A 14,558-nucleotide genomic window follows, 5' to 3' on the forward strand; every position below is an offset into this window, starting at 1 on the left:
ATAGCAATTTTTTAGTTTATAACGCTGGGGCTCAGACCCCAATTTGTTTTTAACAGCAGCCTCCGCCATTATAGTGCCAAGTACTTTCGCTGACAAATATTTCGTCTGATGCTTCCTGAAGGGCAGCAGCCGTTTTATCACAAACCGCCAATGGCTGATTTTGAAGCAGGACATGTCCTTTATTATCATCAAAATACTCCTGGTCACCAAAATAAATAGCCGTTTTGCCAGTGAACATACATGGCCCGTCCTCTGGCATCGGATCTTTGATGGCAGCGATCTCTATGGACTCTATGTAAACCAATTCATCCGTTGGATAGTGGTTAGGAGAAAGCACGCGGTATGCCCTACGTCCCCTGATTTCTATGGTTCCAAAACCAGCATCGGTCAACACCTTTACATAATCCTTGATAGGAATACTACCGCTAAGACAAAGAGCTCTTAATCTATCGTCATTTCTTAGCTCATCGTTCATAGGCTGCTCACAAGTGGGGTCGCTCATCACCAAACGGCCATGGGGTTTGAGTACCCTATACATTTCTGACACCGCCTTTTTCAAATCCTCAATTTTAAAGATGTTGAACAGGCAGTTCTGGGCCGCAACATCAATGCTCTCATCCGCCACGGGCAGGTTCAGGGCATCCCCCTTCACCAAATCCACATACTCACTTTTGAACCAATCGTTTTCCTCCTCGGCAATTTTGAAATTTTTTCGGGAGGCCTCCAACATCTCATCCACAGAATCTACACCGATAACACCTCCCTTTTGTCTGGAAAAGTAAGAGAATTGCAATAGTTCCATTCCGCCTCCAACTCCAACATAAAGAACTTTGGGGTCGTTGACCAAATCTTGCGCAGAAACGGTACTTCCACATCCATAGTTCATTTCCTGCATGATCTTTGGGATGGATAGCCCTGGGAACTGCCAAATGGGATTGGTGGTACAACAAAGCCCTACATCTGGAGTCAGGGCCGCCTCTTTGTATAAATCGTGGGTCGCTTCTAAATAGCTCATATTTCTTTAATTAGTTCTTTGAACAATTGAATCATTTTTGGTTCAGTATTGCCAGCAATCTCAATAATCTCCTGAATATTAACAGGTCGAAGGTTGTCTGGGTCGCACTCATCCGTTAAAACAGATACAGCTACAATGGGTAGTCGTAAATGGTTGGCAACAATTACTTCGGGAACCGTACTCATTCCAACGGCATCCGCACCCAATATTTTAAGCATTCGATACTCCGCCTTGGTTTCCAGTTGTGGTCCTACCACTGAGGCATAAACACCTTTTTGTAGGGTAATCCCATTTTTTGCAGCTATGGCCTCCAATGTTTTTCGCATTTCCACATCGTAAGGTTCAGCCATGTCCACAAACCGATCGCCAAACTCGGCTACATTTTTAAATGCCAAAGGAGAGCCACCTTGCAGATTGATATGATCCTCGATCAACATCATATCTCCTTTTTTAAAGTTGAGGTTGATTGCTCCTGCGGCATTGGATACAAACAGTTTTTGAATACCTAAAAGGCGCATCACCCTAATGGGATAGGTAATGTCCAAAAAGTCATAGCCCTCGTACAAATGGAACCTTCCCTGCATCACCACCACTTTTTTGTCCGCGATGGTGCCATAAATGAGCTTTCCCGAATGGAATTCAACAGTGGCCAGTGGAAAGTAGGGGATATGGTTATAATGGGCTTCAACTGGATTTTCTATTTCACCTACCAATTGCCCAAGCCCAGTGCCTAGAACAATGCCAATTTCCGGGGATTCAAATCCCTTTTTTTTCAAGTATTCTACAGATTCTTCAAGCTGTTTTTTGGTCATTCTTTCATATGTTTTAAAAAAGGCTGGAATGCCTTGATATCTTTAATGTCTTCGTAATGATCTACATCATTTTTAACAGGAAGCATGCTGACCTTTTCCTGTTTCAAATGCTTTAAGGTGTCTTCAAGCACGGTCTCTGTTCCCCACTGTTTGTCTTGAAACAATTCCTTCTTTAATACTGTCATTCCCAGCAAATAGTACCCCCCATCTTCGGCGGGACCCACTACATAATCGTGCTGGTTCAATTGGAAAAAGGCCAATTCCAAATCCGCTTGGGACAAATCGTACATATCACTTCCAATAATAATGATTTTTTCATAATCGGATTCAAATCCTTCTTGGAAAGCAGTTAGCATGCGCTGACCTAAATCGGCACCATTTTGCAACTTTTTTTGGTAGGTACCATTTGCCCAGATATCCGCTTCCCAAATTTCATTGGAGTAGAACACCCATTTGGTCACATCCAGTTCAGAAGTGATATTGACCGTATGGGACAGGAGGAATTTATAGATGTCCAGAGCAGCTTGGTCTCCTACCTTGGCTGCCAATCGGGTTTTGCATTTGCCCAATTCAGGATTCCGGGTAAAGATTAAAAGTAAATGCTTCGATTTATCCAATGAAAATGATTTAGGGATTTTGGCGAATCAGGATTTAAGAATATATGTTCGATGGTGCCTGCGAAAATTACAATCAAAGATACATTTTACCAGGGTGATGGAAGAATATCCTTATCTTAATATACCGTTTAATCCTTTGTCGCATGCAAAAACTGATCATTCCCATTCTACTGTGTTGTTCCTTGGTTTCCTGCAAACAAGAAAAGCAACAAAATAAGGTAGTTCAACCAGAAAATGAGAAGTATTACACAGAAGTCTATCGACCTCAATTTCATTTTTCTCCTGAAGAGAAATGGATGAACGATCCCAACGGGCTGGTCTATAATGATGGCATTTTCCACCTGTTTTATCAATATTACCCAGAAGATATTGTTTGGGGGCCCATGCATTGGGGGCATGCGGTAAGCAAGGACATGGTACATTGGGAACATAAACCCATCGCACTCTACCCAGACGAGCATGGCCTAATTTTTTCGGGAAGTGCGGTGGTAGACAAAAACAATACTTCCTGCTTTGCCAAAAATGGGGAATCTCCTTTGGTGGCGGCGTATACCTATCATTTAATGGAAGGGGAGAAAGCAGGAAAAAATGATTTTCAAACCCAAGGGATAGCCTATAGTTTGGACAATGGGGAAAGCTGGACAAAGTATGAGGGAAATCCTGCAATTGGCAATGATGGCATCAAGGATTTTAGAGACCCCAAAGTGTTTTGGCATGAAGCTTCCCAGAAATGGATCATGGCCTTGGTGGCAGGTGACCATGCGAAATTTTATCAGTCCGAGGACTTAAAGGAATGGGAACATATCAGTGATTTTGGCAAAAACCACGGTGCCCATGGTGGGGTGTGGGAATGTCCGGATTTGTTCCAACTCAAGGTAGAAGGAACTGATGAGGAGAAATGGGTATTGATTATCAGTATAAATCCAGGAGCACCCAATGGGGGCAGTGGCACGCAATATTTTATTGGGGAGTTTGATGGGACTAAATTCACAACTGATCAAACGGAAGCCAAATGGCTGGATTATGGCACGGACAACTACGCCGGGGTTACGTATAATAACACCCCTAATGGCGAACGCATTTTTATTGGATGGATGAGCAATTGGGATTATGCCCGTGACACCCCTACGGAAAAATGGAGAAGTGCCATGACGGTGCCAAGGAATTTATCACTTCAAAAAGTTGAAGAGGATTATTTTCTGGCCAATTATCCTCTAGCATCTGTTGATGAATTGATGTCCGCAAATTTGGTGGAGAATTTGGAAGTTGCTTCGGGTGAGACCAAAAGTTTGCAAATTCCAGGCGTGCACCAATCCAAAATTCAGTTCAGAACGGCTTCCAAGGATTTTAGGTTGACCCTAAAAAATGCTGAAGGGGAAAGTGTAGAAATAGCTATGGATTCCAAAAGTAAGTCGCTTTTGCTGGATCGCATGAACTCGGGCAAAGTGGAGTTTCAGGCTGAATTTGGTAACAAAAAACACCATGCGCCTCTAACGCCATTGAAAAATGAACTGTATGAGGTTTCCATTTTGCTGGATTGGTCTTCCATTGAGGTTTTTGTGGATGGGGGATTGGTTACCTTAACAGACCAAATATTCCCAAACCAACCTTTCAATGAACTGATTTTGGAAAACCTGGATAGCACACAAGCAATTCAAAATGTTTCTGTACGTAAAATGGAATCAGTTTGGCGGTCCAAATGACAAAAGTTTTTAAGCCTGATTTATATCAGCGGCAGTTTAGTTTTTAAGTTGAAATTTTGCTAAGTCAAACCTCCCAGAATGAACATCGACCCAGAAAAACTTCCTTCCATTGCCAAACGGTTGGAAGATATTATTGAAAGTTGCGCCGCCAATGAATCGGACAATGAAGCGCTTCTAAAAGAGGTTTGCGAAACCTACCAGGAAAGTGCCAAAAATTTACTGCATTATAGCACATTTAGAACCTATGATCTTAGGTCGATTCAAAAAAAACTGAAACGACTTGGGCTATCCCGTTTTGCCAATGCAGAAGGCAATATTTTGGGGAGCCTTACCAATGCACATAACCTATTAAGGTTGATGGGGCAACCTTCCAAAGAATATCCATCGCCTGACTTGGGAATTGGACAGGGCAAAAAGAGACTCAGAAAACATACCAATGGCCTTTTTCCTACCCCCAAAAAAAGTAGAAGGGTGCGGATTATGGTCACGCAGCCAACCGAATCTGCCCACGACTATAACAAGGTCTTGGAAATGGTAAAGAATGGGATGAACTGTGCACGGATCAACTGTGCCCATGACAATCCCGACATTTGGAAAGCCATTGCCGATAATGTGAGAAAGGCAGCTGCCGAATGCGGAACCGATGTAAAAATTGCCATGGATCTGGCAGGCCCAAAAATTAGGACAGGGTCTCTGGGAATGGGACCGAAGGTGTTGAAATTTAAACCCAAAAGGTCGGTGCTTGGGATAGTGGAAACCCCAGCCCAAATTAGATGGGTACCCGAAGACAAAAAGAGCATTGACCCCACTGCAGTTCCAGTTGCTTCGGATTGGCTTGCATTACTTCACGTTGGGGACAAACTCATCCTGAAGGACACCCGTGGAAAAAAGCGGAAACTGGTGGTTCGCAAACTGGAAGAGGGAGAAGCGCTCTTGCATTGCAAAAGAACGGTTTATCTGGAAACTGGAACGCGATTACAACCGCAAAGGGAATCCATTCCAGAGGGTGTTATTGGAGAGCTTCTAGCAACGGATAAATACATTGAACTGTACACAGGTAACCTGCTGGCCGTAACGGCAAACGAGGAACAAGGAAAACTTCCCCAGTTTGATGAGGAAGGAAAGCAGATACATGCAGGAAGCATTCCCTGCCTGCCCTCAAAAGTGGTTTCCAAAGCCCAAAAAGGGGAACCTATCCTCTTTGATGATGGTAAGATAGAAGGCATCATTACCGAAGTTCATAAAGACCATTTCATGGTCAGGATTGTAAAGGCCAAGGAAAATGGTGCGCGACTCAAGGCAGAAAAAGGAATCAATTTTCCAACACTGGATATGGGCCTTTCAGGCCTAACTGACAAAGACAGGGAAGATCTAAAGTTTGTGGCCAAGTATGCCGATATCGTCAATTTTTCTTTTGTGAACACCGCTGAGGATGTGGATGAACTTCTAGATCAGCTGGAGCAGCTTGGGGCAAGGGATAAGGTAAGCGTCATTTTAAAGATAGAGACCCGATTTGCCTATAGAAACCTGGTGAAAATACTGTTGGCCGCCATGAAGACCCAATATGTTGGGGTGATGATTGCCCGTGGCGACCTGGCCTTGGAGGTAGGGTGGAAAAATATGGGCAAGGTGCAGGAAGAAATCCTTTCGTTTTGCAGTGCCGCCCACATTCCAGTGGTATGGGCCACCCAAGTATTGGAAGGTTTGGCCAAAAGTGGGCTGCCTTCGCGTTCCGAGATTACGGACATAACCTCCTCCTTGCGTGCGGAGTGTGTAATGCTCAACAAGGGGCAGTACATCAATGAAGCCATCGTGCTCTTGGATGAAATGCTTCGTGGCATGGAAAAACTGCACAGTAAAAAGGAGGGCATGTGGCCCAAAATTGACTGGCTCTAAAGCCAATTTTCTAGTACGTTATACACTGTAATTTTTGGGGTGGTTTTCGGACTAAGGGCATGTAAACAAGTAATAACAAATACAACACTAAAAATGAGAATAGGAATCAACGGGATGGGCCGTATTGGACGGGCCGCCCTTAAGGTGATCAACGAGACTCCCGGTCTGGAAGTCGTGGCCGTAAACGACATTGTTTCCATAGAAAACACCGCATACCTTTTAAAGTATGATACGGTCTATGGAAAATATGAAAAAGAGGTAACCCACGAAGCTGATACTTTGGTGGTGGACGGACAAAAAATTCACTACTCCTCCATCCGTACCCCAGAGGAATTGCCCTGGGGAGAACACAACGTGGATTTGGTGATCGAGAGTACTGGGGTCTTCACCAAAGGTGAGGATGCCGAACGCCACCTGAAAGCAGGGGCCAAGACGGTGATAATCTCAGCACCTACCAAAAGTGCGGATACTCCAACGGTAGTACATGGTGTAAATTCAGAGGATGGGAATGTAAGTGTATTTTCCTGTGCCAGCTGTACCACCAACAACATTAGTCCAGTGGTTGAGGTCTTGGGCCGACGCATTGGAATTAAAAAAGCCATTATGACCACTGTTCACGCGTATACAGCTTCGCAAGGTACGGTAGACGCTCCCTCGGCCAAGAACTTTAGAATGGGAAGGGCAGGGGCACAAAACCTGATTCCGACAACAACGGGAGCGGCCATTGCCACCACCAAGGCACTACCAGCCTTCGCAGGTAAGTTTGATGGAGTGGCCATTAGGGTTCCCGTACCTGTAGGTTCTATATCAGATATGACCTTTGTTACGGAACGACCTGTGACCGCGGAAGAGGTGAACCAAATTCTTGTGGAGGAAGCTCAGACTGATCGTTATGCCGATGTGCTGGATACCACGGATGAGCCCATTGTTTCTTCGGACATTATTAAAAGCTCGTATGCATCAACCGTAGATCTGTCCATGACCCGAGTAGTGGATGGGGATTTGTTGAAAGTGATGACCTGGTACGACAATGAATGGGGATTCACCAATCAGATGATTCGTCAGATCTTGGAGATCAAGGGATAGTTAAAAAGAAATGGAAAAGGAAAGGGCCGCTTTAGCGGCCCTCGTTGTTTTATGGTTAGTTGATATAATGGTATAAACTGGTGATCAGCGAACCCACCGAGCAGGCCAGTACGAAATACCAAAATAAGTACCCCAATTTTTCTTCTACAGTGTTCATTGTAACGTTTTTGTGTTCTGGTGGTTGCATTTTATCTTCTCTCCGAAATTACTGAGAAAGCCCAATCATAATGTTACATTTTTATTGGTTGCCCCAAAAAGCACATAATTGGTAGCAAATTTTTTGTGGATGGCAAATCGGCCATACATCAGCTTGTAGGAATGAAAAATGGCCCTGTGGATTTTTGTAGGAAAGACAGGTTTTCTACTTGGTAACTAGGGGGTTGCTGTGTAATTTTGTGGCAAGTGCAATACCTATGGACTATCATAAAATTGACCAAACCATTTCCAAACGCATGCGCAAATGGGGTATTCCCGCGGTGCGCATTTCATTTGCCATTATCTTTTTCTGGTTTGGAATTTTAAAGCCCTTTGGGCTTTCTGCTGCAACGGGACTTTTAAAGGCCACGGTTGCGTGGTTGCCCTTTGGCTCGCCAGATACTTGGTTGGTGGTCATAGGATGGTGGGAAGTGGTGATCGGGATCACTTTTTTATTCCGAAAGACCACCAAGATCGCTATTGCCCTCTTACTGCTGCAAATGGTGGGCACCTTTATGCCTTTGGTGTTTCTGCCGGAAATCACCTTTCAAAATGGAAATTACCTATTGCCTACCCTGGAAGGGCAGTATATCATTAAAAATGTGATGATCATATCCGCGGCCTTGATCGTGGGCGGGACACTCTTTAAAAAACAGGGGAATTGATTCCCTTTTCCAAGAAATGGAACGGGATTAAACCAGCGGAGTACCTTTTAGGCGCTTTTCGATCTTGCGCTTCTTTTCGGTAAGCTCCTTCATAACGTCCATAAGGTTTTGATCCTTGGTCTCCTTATAGATCTCGTTAATGGAAAGTATAAGGGCTTTTGCCTCTCTGGAAGCCGCAACCCTATCACTGGTGGACATATGACTCAAAGTTCTGCCAATAAACTCCTTTGCCTTTGCTAATAAATCTTCGGTCATTTTTATTTAAAATTAATCTAGATTGGCTAAATATAAGGGATACTTTGATATTTTCTACCTATAGGGGTATTCGTTTTTTATATCAAGCCAAAATATTTACCCCAAGAGCCTGCAAATAAAGGAAAAAAACTGTATATAAACCCCCAATATTTTCTTAAACTCTGTACGCAGCTAGACCAAATGGCCCGAGGGAAATTTTTCTACATGATGTACATGTGTAAAGGTCTGCGAAACATAGAACCTGAGCTTGGGATCCTTGGCATTGATACGGTAGGACAAGGTGAGTTGGTCGGCATCCATGTGCAGGTGGCCTTGATCTAAGGGGCTGGGCAGCTGCAACATGGTGCCCAGATAAAATTCCTGCTCGGCAGGTAGTACAAAATCAAAGGAAAAGTTGAACACGGGATTGTCCGCCACCAGCATTTGAACTAGGCCTTTAGGGCTCTTTTTACAAAGCATAATGCGGCTATGTTGTTTGAGCACGGGCAGGAAGGGAAGTTGGTTTTGGCTGTTGAGCACCAGATGATCGGCAAAGTTGATTTCCATACAGTTGTAGGGGCTGTGGTGGACAAAGTTTTGGATGGTTTGCAGAATGGGTGTGGTTGGCATAGGCGTAGGTTAGGGGATTGGATGTTTGGATTGTTGGATTTTAGATTTCAGTTTACCGTTTTGGATTTTGGATTTTGGATTTTGGAATTTGGAATTTGGAATTTGGAATTTGGATTTTTTAATGGGGTTAATGTAAAAATACATAAAATGACGTAAACGTCATTAATTTCAATGTGCTAATTATTGACATTGCTGTCGTATGAGCGAACAGGGCGACCATAATGTTGATTTTCTTGGGCAATTGGCCAATCGGATAAAATCACTAAGAGATAATCGAAACCTTACCCAAGAGGACGCTTATAATGACACAGGAATTCACTTTGGGAGGATAGAAACAGGTCGTTGGGATCCCAAATTCAGCACCATTCGGAGGATCTCGGAATACTTTGACTTGACTATAACAGAATTTTTCGCAGAGGGTTTTGAGGAATAAATTAAGCCGCGAAGAAAAGTTGTTTGTAAGAGACTTTGGATTGCACCTGAGAGCTTTGCGGGAAGAGCGAAATTTATCACAGACCAAATTGGAGGCCATCGCTGGACTTTCAAAAAATCAAGTGTGGCGCATTGAGAATAGCGAAGTAAACACCACAATTTCCAATTTGGTGTTACTTGCCAAAGCCTTGGATATAAAAATTGAGGAGCTTTTTGAGTTTGGTGGAAAATGAATGATAATCACTAATTGTGATTAATTTGAGATGAATAATCTTTTAAAACAGATATCGGAGAAAGCAATTGAATTAGGTGATTTCGAATTTAGTCTCGAGCAGTCTGAAAATGCATGGCTTGGACATAAACCAGCTCCAGAATCTGAAATAAAACTTGCTGAAGAAAGGCTTGGAATTAAGTTACCGGCGGATTACAAGCAATTTATTTCACTGACTAACGGTTTTTCTGCGCCAAACGATATCGAACCGACTTTTGAACCAATTGACAAAATCGACTATTTAAAGAACATTGATAGATTGATAATCGAAGCGTATAGCATTGACGGAATCGAAAATATAGGAAAAGAATTAGAAAAAAGTATTCTTGTTGGCGGAATAAGTGAAGAACAATATTTTTTGTTAATCCCATCGGACTTGACAAATGGAAAATGGAAATATTGGAAGTTTGCGAATTGGCATCCAGGAGAAGAAGAACATGAAAATTTAGAAAGTTACTTTAAAGAAGTTTTGAACTTTTTGAATAAGGCAATAGAATCGGAAAAGAACTAACCACCTCTGCTCTTGCAAGATCACCAGGGCAAGCTGGGGGCTAGTATATCTTGTGGCATTCTTGGTTTGGTTTGTTTAAATTGGAGTGATTAAATCGCCAGCTTTTGACTTTATCGGCCATGCGGTATTCACCCTAAACCAAATAAAAACATATGCGTAGAATATTTTATATGTTATCTATCACTATTTTGTCCCTAGCGTGTAAAAAAAGTACGGAGTATGGAAATGTAGAAGCCTTCAATAGTTATGAATTTATTGATTTTCAATCCGTAGTTAAAAACCCAAATGAATTTTATAAAGACACCATTAAAATAAAAGGACAAATAGTAATTTCTTCCCATAATGTTTCAATTACAGATGGAAGTTCTTGGATTTGGATTGATTCTTTTGGCCCTGCCTATACTGATGATAGTGCCTATCACGATTTACATATGAAAAATGTGGAAATTCTTGGGGTATTTGATTTTAGGGAAAAAGGTTTTATGGATTCTTATGAGGGAAAATTCACGAAACTTTTTTACATCAAAATGTATTAAAGTCAATTCCACTTCCTTAAAATGTAATCTTGTCGCATTCTTGGTTTACTTTCTTTAATTTGGTGGAACAATTGCGGGTTGAAAACTGGTTGTAGCGATGATTTAATAGATTAAAATGAAATACTATTGCGTCATTATTATCTTCATAGGGTTTTGCGTAGCATCTTGTAAATTGACAAATGATTCGGTTCAAAATCAAAATGTGATCTATGAGGCATGTGATCTTGCCAACAAGATAAACGACACAGTTGTAGTTAGTGGAATCTATTCGATTTGTATGGAATATGGTTCCTTCGATCCTGTGAAAAGTGACGAATGTCGCGATGAATTTGACATGGATCTTAGGTTTAATCAAGCGCATTTTACAAAAGAAATTGAAGCCCGTTTGGATGAGATGTACGGGTGCGGGGTAAGTATAAAGTTGACCCTAAGGGGAATTTTGCGCAAAGAGAAAGATAGGAAGTATGGTCACTTGGGGAGCAATACTGCCGCTTTTGATGTTTTAGATTTTATCGAATATGGTAAGGTGAAATTCAAAAAGTTGGAAAATTAAAAAGACCCTTTTCCTCCGCTCCCTCAAGATCACCCAGTCAGGCTGGGAGCAAGTACATCTTGTGGCATTCTAGGTTTACTTTGTTTAATTTGGTGGCAGAATAAGAGCAGGAAAAAGATGTGTTTATTAGGAGACTACACTAGAATTTAATGCCTACATAACTTGAATTAAGGATTTGTAAATATTAACTATTTAACTAGCCAATGACCAAAAGAGATTTCTTCAGAATCATAATTAGACTGTTTGCCCTATATCTATTGTTGCTTACCATATTCAATTACATTCCAACCAATGTGAGCTATTTAACTTTTGAATTGTCCATTTGGCCAGTTCTTATCATTTTGGGGTCGGCTATCTTAATGATAGTGCTGTTCCTGTTTCTGCTACAGAAATCTGATACTGTAATCGATGTGCTAAAGCTGGATAAAGGTTTTGATGACGAGAGAATAGAGCTTGGTAATCTGGGAAGTCTTGAGATTGTAAAAATTGCATTGATTTTTATAGGTGGGTTTATGATATTGGACCATTTGCCAGAGTTTCTGCATTATTGCTATCTAGGGTTTAAAAAAGAGATTTCTGCAACGGGCTTAAGCCCGTTTGAGGCGCCTGGTCTGGCCGAGTTTTGGGATTATTTTAGATGGTTTGTTTCGGGGGTTAATCTATTGGTTGGCTATCTTATTCTTTCCAATTTAGGAAGACTGGCAAGATTTCTGGTAAACCTGAGGGCAAAACAAAAGTGAAGTTGCCCTCCGCTCCCGCAAGATTCCATCTTGTGGTATTCCAAGTTTGATTTGGTGGGATGGAGCCACCAGTTTTAAACTGGCGGTAGCGGTAGCGGTGGAAACGCAAGTGAAGTGGAAATAATCGATTACCATTAAAAAAAGAAAAAATGGGAAAGTTGGCCAATGTACATCCTGGAGAAATACTTTATTTCGAATTTCTTGAGCCTTTGGAAATTTCGGCATACCGACTTTCCAAAGACTTGAAAATTCCGCAGACCAGAATTTCGGAAATCATAAAAGGGAGACGAAGAATTACGGCGGACACCGCCCTTCGATTAAGCAAATATTTTGGGAATTCTGCCAAATTCTGGCTTGGACTTCAAGACGATTTCGATATTGAAGAGGAACGGGAGGAAAAGAAAACGGAACTGGACGGAATTGAAAAGTTTGAAAATAAAAACGTAGCCTAGCACTGTATCTAGCTCAATTCGGTCGGAATTTCCATACGGAATTTCCAGCTTGATTCCCTCGCTCCCACAAGATCACCCGGTCAAGTTGGGTGCAAGTGAATCTTGTGGGTTTCAAGTTTACTTTGTTTAATTTGGTGGGATGGAACCATCAGTTTTAAGCTGGCAGTAACATTGAGTTCGGGACACTCGAACTGACGTTTATGGGCACCCTGAAACATTAGAGCTGTTGGGATCTGATCCATCCAGCTTCGGGCAGTTCAAATTCATCTACTTTCATGATCACCCGCTCCCCCTGCTGGTATTTATATTTCAGCAAGGTGCAATTGGCATTTTGTTCCAAATAGAACATCCTTACCCGTTTGGGCAAGGGCAGTCTTTTTTGCTCGCATTCCCGGTTCAAGCGGTTTTGGCCTATTTCCAATAGGAGCCTTTTTATGGCATACTTGTCCATATGTTTGAAGGTTGTATTTCTCATATTGGATAAAATCCATAAAATTGGAAATAATCCAAGCAAATATATTTAATTTTTAGCACAGGATATGTTAAATTGAAAGGAAAAATGGGGCATGTGTTACGGTACTCGAGTGGTTAGGAAAGCGCAGGAACTGGAGGTCTTTTACAACGTTACCAAATTACTGGGAGAAGAGCAGTTGGAGCTGGATCTGCAGTACTTCCATGCCAATGGTTGGAGCCACCCCCTCATGTGGGTCATCCCACAGGAAAAACCCAACAGGATCACCCCTGCCATGTGGGGCATAATACCCTCCAAGAACAAAGGGGCCGATTTTAAGGAGTACTTTAAAAACTACAAGACCTTTGGGGGCCTAAATGCAAAATCTGAAAAACTTTTTGACCATTTCATCTACCGTCATTCTTGGGAGCACAAACGGTGCATTATTCCCGTAGACGGTTTTTTTGAACCCCATACCACTCCGGTAAAAGTCAAGGGCAAACCCTTTAAGGTACCCTTTTATTTTAAGCGCAAAAACGATGACCCCATTAGCCTGGCAGGCATTTACACCACCACTTCGGATGGATGGAACACCTTTACTATCCTGACCAAGGACGCAACCCCCATGTTTGAGCAGATCCATAACGAAAAAAAGAGGAGGCCCGTAATCATAGATGACGAAAACTTGGATTCTTGGCTTATGGACGATATGGATCTGGACGATGTGCAGCAGATGATCGAGGATGATCTTTGGGAAGGTGAGTTGGAGGCTTATCCGATTACCAAGGATCTGTACTCCAGAACCATCGACTCCAATAGGGATGAGATCATTGAGCGGGTGGACTATGAAGAGATTGAAATATCGTATTGAAATTAGACCTACGGGCAATTTCGTGTTGGGACAATCTTGGTTACTTTGTTGATATGGGTTGGTATAACCATCTAACCGTAACCTAGAACTTTTTAATTAGGGTAGGTTTATCAGAAAGTAGTGGATAATTAAAAATAGGGACTATGTCAAGAACAAAATTTTATCGGTATGCTCACTTGTATTTGGCTTTCGGGCTTATTGTTGTGTTCCTGGGATTTAGCACAACATACTTTAATAGATTAACCTTTTTTTCTCTTCCATACCATGTTCATGGCATTAGCGCTTCCCTGTGGATGGTTTTACTTATTGTTCAGCCCTATTTATTTCAGAAGGGCAGACTAAGAACACACCGGATTTTGGGCTGGAGCTCGTTGGTTCTAGTTCCGCTTATTGTGATTTGCGGGGTTGTCATGATGCGTATGATGATCCAGGGCCAGGCCAATTATCCCCCAAACTTGGTATACCAACTTGCCTTTATTGATGCCTGTACACTATTAGGATTTGCACTATTGTATGCGCTGGCTTTATATTATCGAAAGCATCTGATGCTGCATTCAAGATTTATGGTTGCCACTATTTTTGGGCCGTTGCTCCCCGCCTTGGCAAGAATGTTCTTATTTACTTTCGGCATTGCATCAAACTTTGATCAAGCTCTAACCTATTCCTATTTATCCATTGAATTGGTGCTCGTCATAATCATATGGAAAGAAAGAAAAATTAAAGAAATACGGTTGACCTACATTCCGTTTTTAATATTTATTGTATTACAGCACCTTTTAATGTACAGTTCTGATAACTGGTCTTGGTGGAAAAGAATAATGGATAATTTTGCCAATTTCACCTCATAAAGAAATAATCTTCCAGTTAACTTGCCTTCCGCTCGCACAA

19 protein-coding genes are annotated in these 14,558 nt (G+C 42.0%); 13 read left to right on the forward strand and 6 right to left on the reverse strand.

What is annotated here, in order from left to right:
- Nucleotides 1–49 precede the first annotated feature (49 nt).
- From arsM to ACRHOZ_RS10535, 3 genes are read right to left on the reverse strand one after another with little or no spacing between them, the layout of a single operon-like run.
- Complete coding sequence (arsM, locus tag ACRHOZ_RS10525; protein ID WP_431125402.1) at nt 50–1,015, reverse strand: arsenosugar biosynthesis arsenite methyltransferase ArsM; 966 nt, start codon at nt 1,013–1,015, stop codon at nt 50–52.
- Complete coding sequence (locus ACRHOZ_RS10530; RefSeq protein ID WP_431125404.1) at nt 1,012–1,827, reverse strand: purine-nucleoside phosphorylase; 816 nt, start codon at nt 1,825–1,827, stop codon at nt 1,012–1,014. Before ACRHOZ_RS10530 ends, arsM begins: the two co-directional genes overlap by 4 nt.
- On the reverse strand, nt 1,824–2,444 hold the full coding sequence (locus ACRHOZ_RS10535) for a TIGR04282 family arsenosugar biosynthesis glycosyltransferase (RefSeq protein WP_431125406.1): 621 nt from the start codon (nt 2,442–2,444) through the stop codon (nt 1,824–1,826). Before ACRHOZ_RS10535 ends, ACRHOZ_RS10530 begins: the two co-directional genes overlap by 4 nt.
- 143 nt (nt 2,445–2,587) lie before the next feature.
- Between ACRHOZ_RS10535 and ACRHOZ_RS10540 the strand changes: the two genes are divergently transcribed.
- The 4 genes from ACRHOZ_RS10540 to ACRHOZ_RS10555 all read left to right on the forward strand — a co-directional run bounded on the left by ACRHOZ_RS10540 (nt 2,588) and on the right by ACRHOZ_RS10555 (nt 7,989).
- Entirely contained in the window at nt 2,588–4,147 is a 1,560-nt protein-coding gene (locus tag ACRHOZ_RS10540; RefSeq protein ID WP_431125408.1) for a glycoside hydrolase family 32 protein, read from the forward strand.
- A 78-nt stretch (nt 4,148–4,225) separates the two neighbouring features.
- Complete coding sequence (locus ACRHOZ_RS10545) at nt 4,226–6,043, forward strand: pyruvate kinase (protein WP_431125410.1); 1,818 nt, start codon at nt 4,226–4,228, stop codon at nt 6,041–6,043.
- Nucleotides 6,044–6,136: 93 nt separating this feature from the next.
- The gene (gap, locus tag ACRHOZ_RS10550; RefSeq protein ID WP_431125412.1) at nt 6,137–7,129 is read left to right on the forward strand and encodes a type I glyceraldehyde-3-phosphate dehydrogenase; all 993 of its coding nucleotides are present in this window, start codon (nt 6,137–6,139) and stop codon (nt 7,127–7,129) included.
- 413 nt (nt 7,130–7,542) lie between these two features.
- Nucleotides 7,543–7,989 carry a hypothetical protein gene (locus ACRHOZ_RS10555; RefSeq protein ID WP_431125414.1) on the forward strand — a complete coding sequence of 149 codons (447 nt, stop codon included), beginning with the start codon at nt 7,543–7,545 and terminating at the stop codon, nt 7,987–7,989.
- Between the two features lie 27 nt (nt 7,990–8,016).
- On the opposite strand, the gene ACRHOZ_RS10560 is transcribed toward ACRHOZ_RS10555, so the two are convergent.
- Nucleotides 8,017–8,244 (reverse strand): hypothetical protein, encoded by a 228-nt coding sequence (locus ACRHOZ_RS10560; protein ID WP_138837758.1) that lies wholly within the window; start codon nt 8,242–8,244, stop codon nt 8,017–8,019.
- Between the two features lie 171 nt (nt 8,245–8,415).
- On the reverse strand, nt 8,416–8,853 hold the full coding sequence (locus ACRHOZ_RS10565) for a hypothetical protein (RefSeq protein ID WP_431125416.1): 438 nt from the start codon (nt 8,851–8,853) through the stop codon (nt 8,416–8,418).
- Nucleotides 8,854–9,052: 199 nt separating this feature from the next.
- Between ACRHOZ_RS10565 and ACRHOZ_RS10570 the strand changes: the two genes are divergently transcribed.
- The 7 genes from ACRHOZ_RS10570 to ACRHOZ_RS10600 all read left to right on the forward strand — a co-directional run bounded on the left by ACRHOZ_RS10570 (nt 9,053) and on the right by ACRHOZ_RS10600 (nt 12,348).
- Nucleotides 9,053–9,286 (forward strand): helix-turn-helix domain-containing protein, encoded by a 234-nt coding sequence (locus tag ACRHOZ_RS10570; RefSeq protein ID WP_431125418.1) that lies wholly within the window; start codon nt 9,053–9,055, stop codon nt 9,284–9,286.
- Nucleotides 9,276–9,518, forward strand: coding sequence for a helix-turn-helix domain-containing protein (locus ACRHOZ_RS10575; RefSeq protein WP_431125420.1), 243 nt, complete (start codon nt 9,276–9,278; stop codon nt 9,516–9,518). The genes ACRHOZ_RS10570 and ACRHOZ_RS10575 overlap by 11 nt, the downstream gene beginning before the upstream one ends.
- A 30-nt stretch (nt 9,519–9,548) precedes the next feature.
- A complete protein-coding gene (locus tag ACRHOZ_RS10580; RefSeq protein ID WP_431125422.1) occupies nt 9,549–10,067 on the forward strand; it encodes an SMI1/KNR4 family protein in 519 nt (172 codons plus the stop codon).
- Nucleotides 10,068–10,219: 152 nt separating this feature from the next.
- Entirely contained in the window at nt 10,220–10,603 is a 384-nt protein-coding gene (locus tag ACRHOZ_RS10585; RefSeq protein WP_431125424.1) for a hypothetical protein, read from the forward strand.
- A gap of 115 nt (nt 10,604–10,718) precedes the next feature.
- Nucleotides 10,719–11,156, forward strand: coding sequence for a hypothetical protein (locus tag ACRHOZ_RS10590; RefSeq protein ID WP_431125426.1), 438 nt, complete (start codon nt 10,719–10,721; stop codon nt 11,154–11,156).
- A 203-nt stretch (nt 11,157–11,359) separates the two neighbouring features.
- On the forward strand, nt 11,360–11,896 hold the full coding sequence (locus tag ACRHOZ_RS10595; protein WP_431125428.1) for a hypothetical protein: 537 nt from the start codon (nt 11,360–11,362) through the stop codon (nt 11,894–11,896).
- 149 nt (nt 11,897–12,045) lie between these two features.
- The gene (locus tag ACRHOZ_RS10600) at nt 12,046–12,348 is read left to right on the forward strand and encodes a HigA family addiction module antitoxin (protein ID WP_431125430.1); all 303 of its coding nucleotides are present in this window, start codon (nt 12,046–12,048) and stop codon (nt 12,346–12,348) included.
- A gap of 217 nt (nt 12,349–12,565) precedes the next feature.
- Here ACRHOZ_RS10600 and ACRHOZ_RS10605 read toward each other — a convergent pair whose 3' ends face one another.
- Nucleotides 12,566–12,823: a hypothetical protein gene (locus tag ACRHOZ_RS10605; RefSeq protein WP_431125432.1), complete on the reverse strand. Its 258-nt coding sequence runs from the start codon at nt 12,821–12,823 to the stop codon at nt 12,566–12,568.
- A gap of 91 nt (nt 12,824–12,914) precedes the next feature.
- Between ACRHOZ_RS10605 and ACRHOZ_RS10610 the strand changes: the two genes are divergently transcribed.
- Nucleotides 12,915–13,670 carry an SOS response-associated peptidase gene (locus tag ACRHOZ_RS10610; RefSeq protein ID WP_431125434.1) on the forward strand — a complete coding sequence of 252 codons (756 nt, stop codon included), beginning with the start codon at nt 12,915–12,917 and terminating at the stop codon, nt 13,668–13,670.
- Nucleotides 13,671–13,813: 143 nt separating this feature from the next.
- Nucleotides 13,814–14,518 (forward strand): hypothetical protein, encoded by a 705-nt coding sequence (locus ACRHOZ_RS10615; RefSeq protein ID WP_431125436.1) that lies wholly within the window; start codon nt 13,814–13,816, stop codon nt 14,516–14,518.
- The last annotated feature ends 40 nt before the right edge of the window (nt 14,519–14,558 follow it).

It is taken from the genome of Flagellimonas flava, from assembly GCF_050617915.1.
Taxonomy (GTDB): domain Bacteria; phylum Bacteroidota; class Bacteroidia; order Flavobacteriales; family Flavobacteriaceae; genus Flagellimonas; species Flagellimonas flava_A.

Excerpts from the sequence above, each read along its gene's own strand:
- ACRHOZ_RS10560 (WP_138837758.1), bottom strand. The coding sequence starts at position 8,244 with ATGACCGAAGATTTATTAGCAAAGGCAAAGGAGTTTATTGGCAGAACT.
- ACRHOZ_RS10580 (WP_431125422.1), top strand. The coding sequence starts at position 9,549 with ATGAATAATCTTTTAAAACAGATATCGGAGAAAGCAATTGAATTAGGT.
- ACRHOZ_RS10610 (WP_431125434.1), top strand. The coding sequence starts at position 12,915 with ATGTGTTACGGTACTCGAGTGGTTAGGAAAGCGCAGGAACTGGAGGTC.
- ACRHOZ_RS10540 (WP_431125408.1), top strand. The coding sequence starts at position 2,588 with ATGCAAAAACTGATCATTCCCATTCTACTGTGTTGTTCCTTGGTTTCC.
- ACRHOZ_RS10615 (WP_431125436.1), top strand. The coding sequence starts at position 13,814 with ATGTCAAGAACAAAATTTTATCGGTATGCTCACTTGTATTTGGCTTTC.
- ACRHOZ_RS10555 (WP_431125414.1), top strand. The coding sequence starts at position 7,543 with ATGGACTATCATAAAATTGACCAAACCATTTCCAAACGCATGCGCAAA.
- gap (WP_431125412.1), top strand. The coding sequence starts at position 6,137 with ATGAGAATAGGAATCAACGGGATGGGCCGTATTGGACGGGCCGCCCTT.
- ACRHOZ_RS10605 (WP_431125432.1), bottom strand. The coding sequence starts at position 12,823 with ATGAGAAATACAACCTTCAAACATATGGACAAGTATGCCATAAAAAGG.
- ACRHOZ_RS10595 (WP_431125428.1), top strand. The coding sequence starts at position 11,360 with ATGACCAAAAGAGATTTCTTCAGAATCATAATTAGACTGTTTGCCCTA.
- arsM (WP_431125402.1), bottom strand. The coding sequence starts at position 1,015 with ATGAGCTATTTAGAAGCGACCCACGATTTATACAAAGAGGCGGCCCTG.
- ACRHOZ_RS10570 (WP_431125418.1), top strand. The coding sequence starts at position 9,053 with ATGAGCGAACAGGGCGACCATAATGTTGATTTTCTTGGGCAATTGGCC.
- ACRHOZ_RS10590 (WP_431125426.1), top strand. The coding sequence starts at position 10,719 with ATGAAATACTATTGCGTCATTATTATCTTCATAGGGTTTTGCGTAGCA.
- ACRHOZ_RS10585 (WP_431125424.1), top strand. The coding sequence starts at position 10,220 with ATGCGTAGAATATTTTATATGTTATCTATCACTATTTTGTCCCTAGCG.
- ACRHOZ_RS10545 (WP_431125410.1), top strand. The coding sequence starts at position 4,226 with ATGAACATCGACCCAGAAAAACTTCCTTCCATTGCCAAACGGTTGGAA.
- ACRHOZ_RS10565 (WP_431125416.1), bottom strand. The coding sequence starts at position 8,853 with ATGCCAACCACACCCATTCTGCAAACCATCCAAAACTTTGTCCACCAC.
- ACRHOZ_RS10600 (WP_431125430.1), top strand. The coding sequence starts at position 12,046 with ATGGGAAAGTTGGCCAATGTACATCCTGGAGAAATACTTTATTTCGAA.
- ACRHOZ_RS10530 (WP_431125404.1), bottom strand. The coding sequence starts at position 1,827 with ATGACCAAAAAACAGCTTGAAGAATCTGTAGAATACTTGAAAAAAAAG.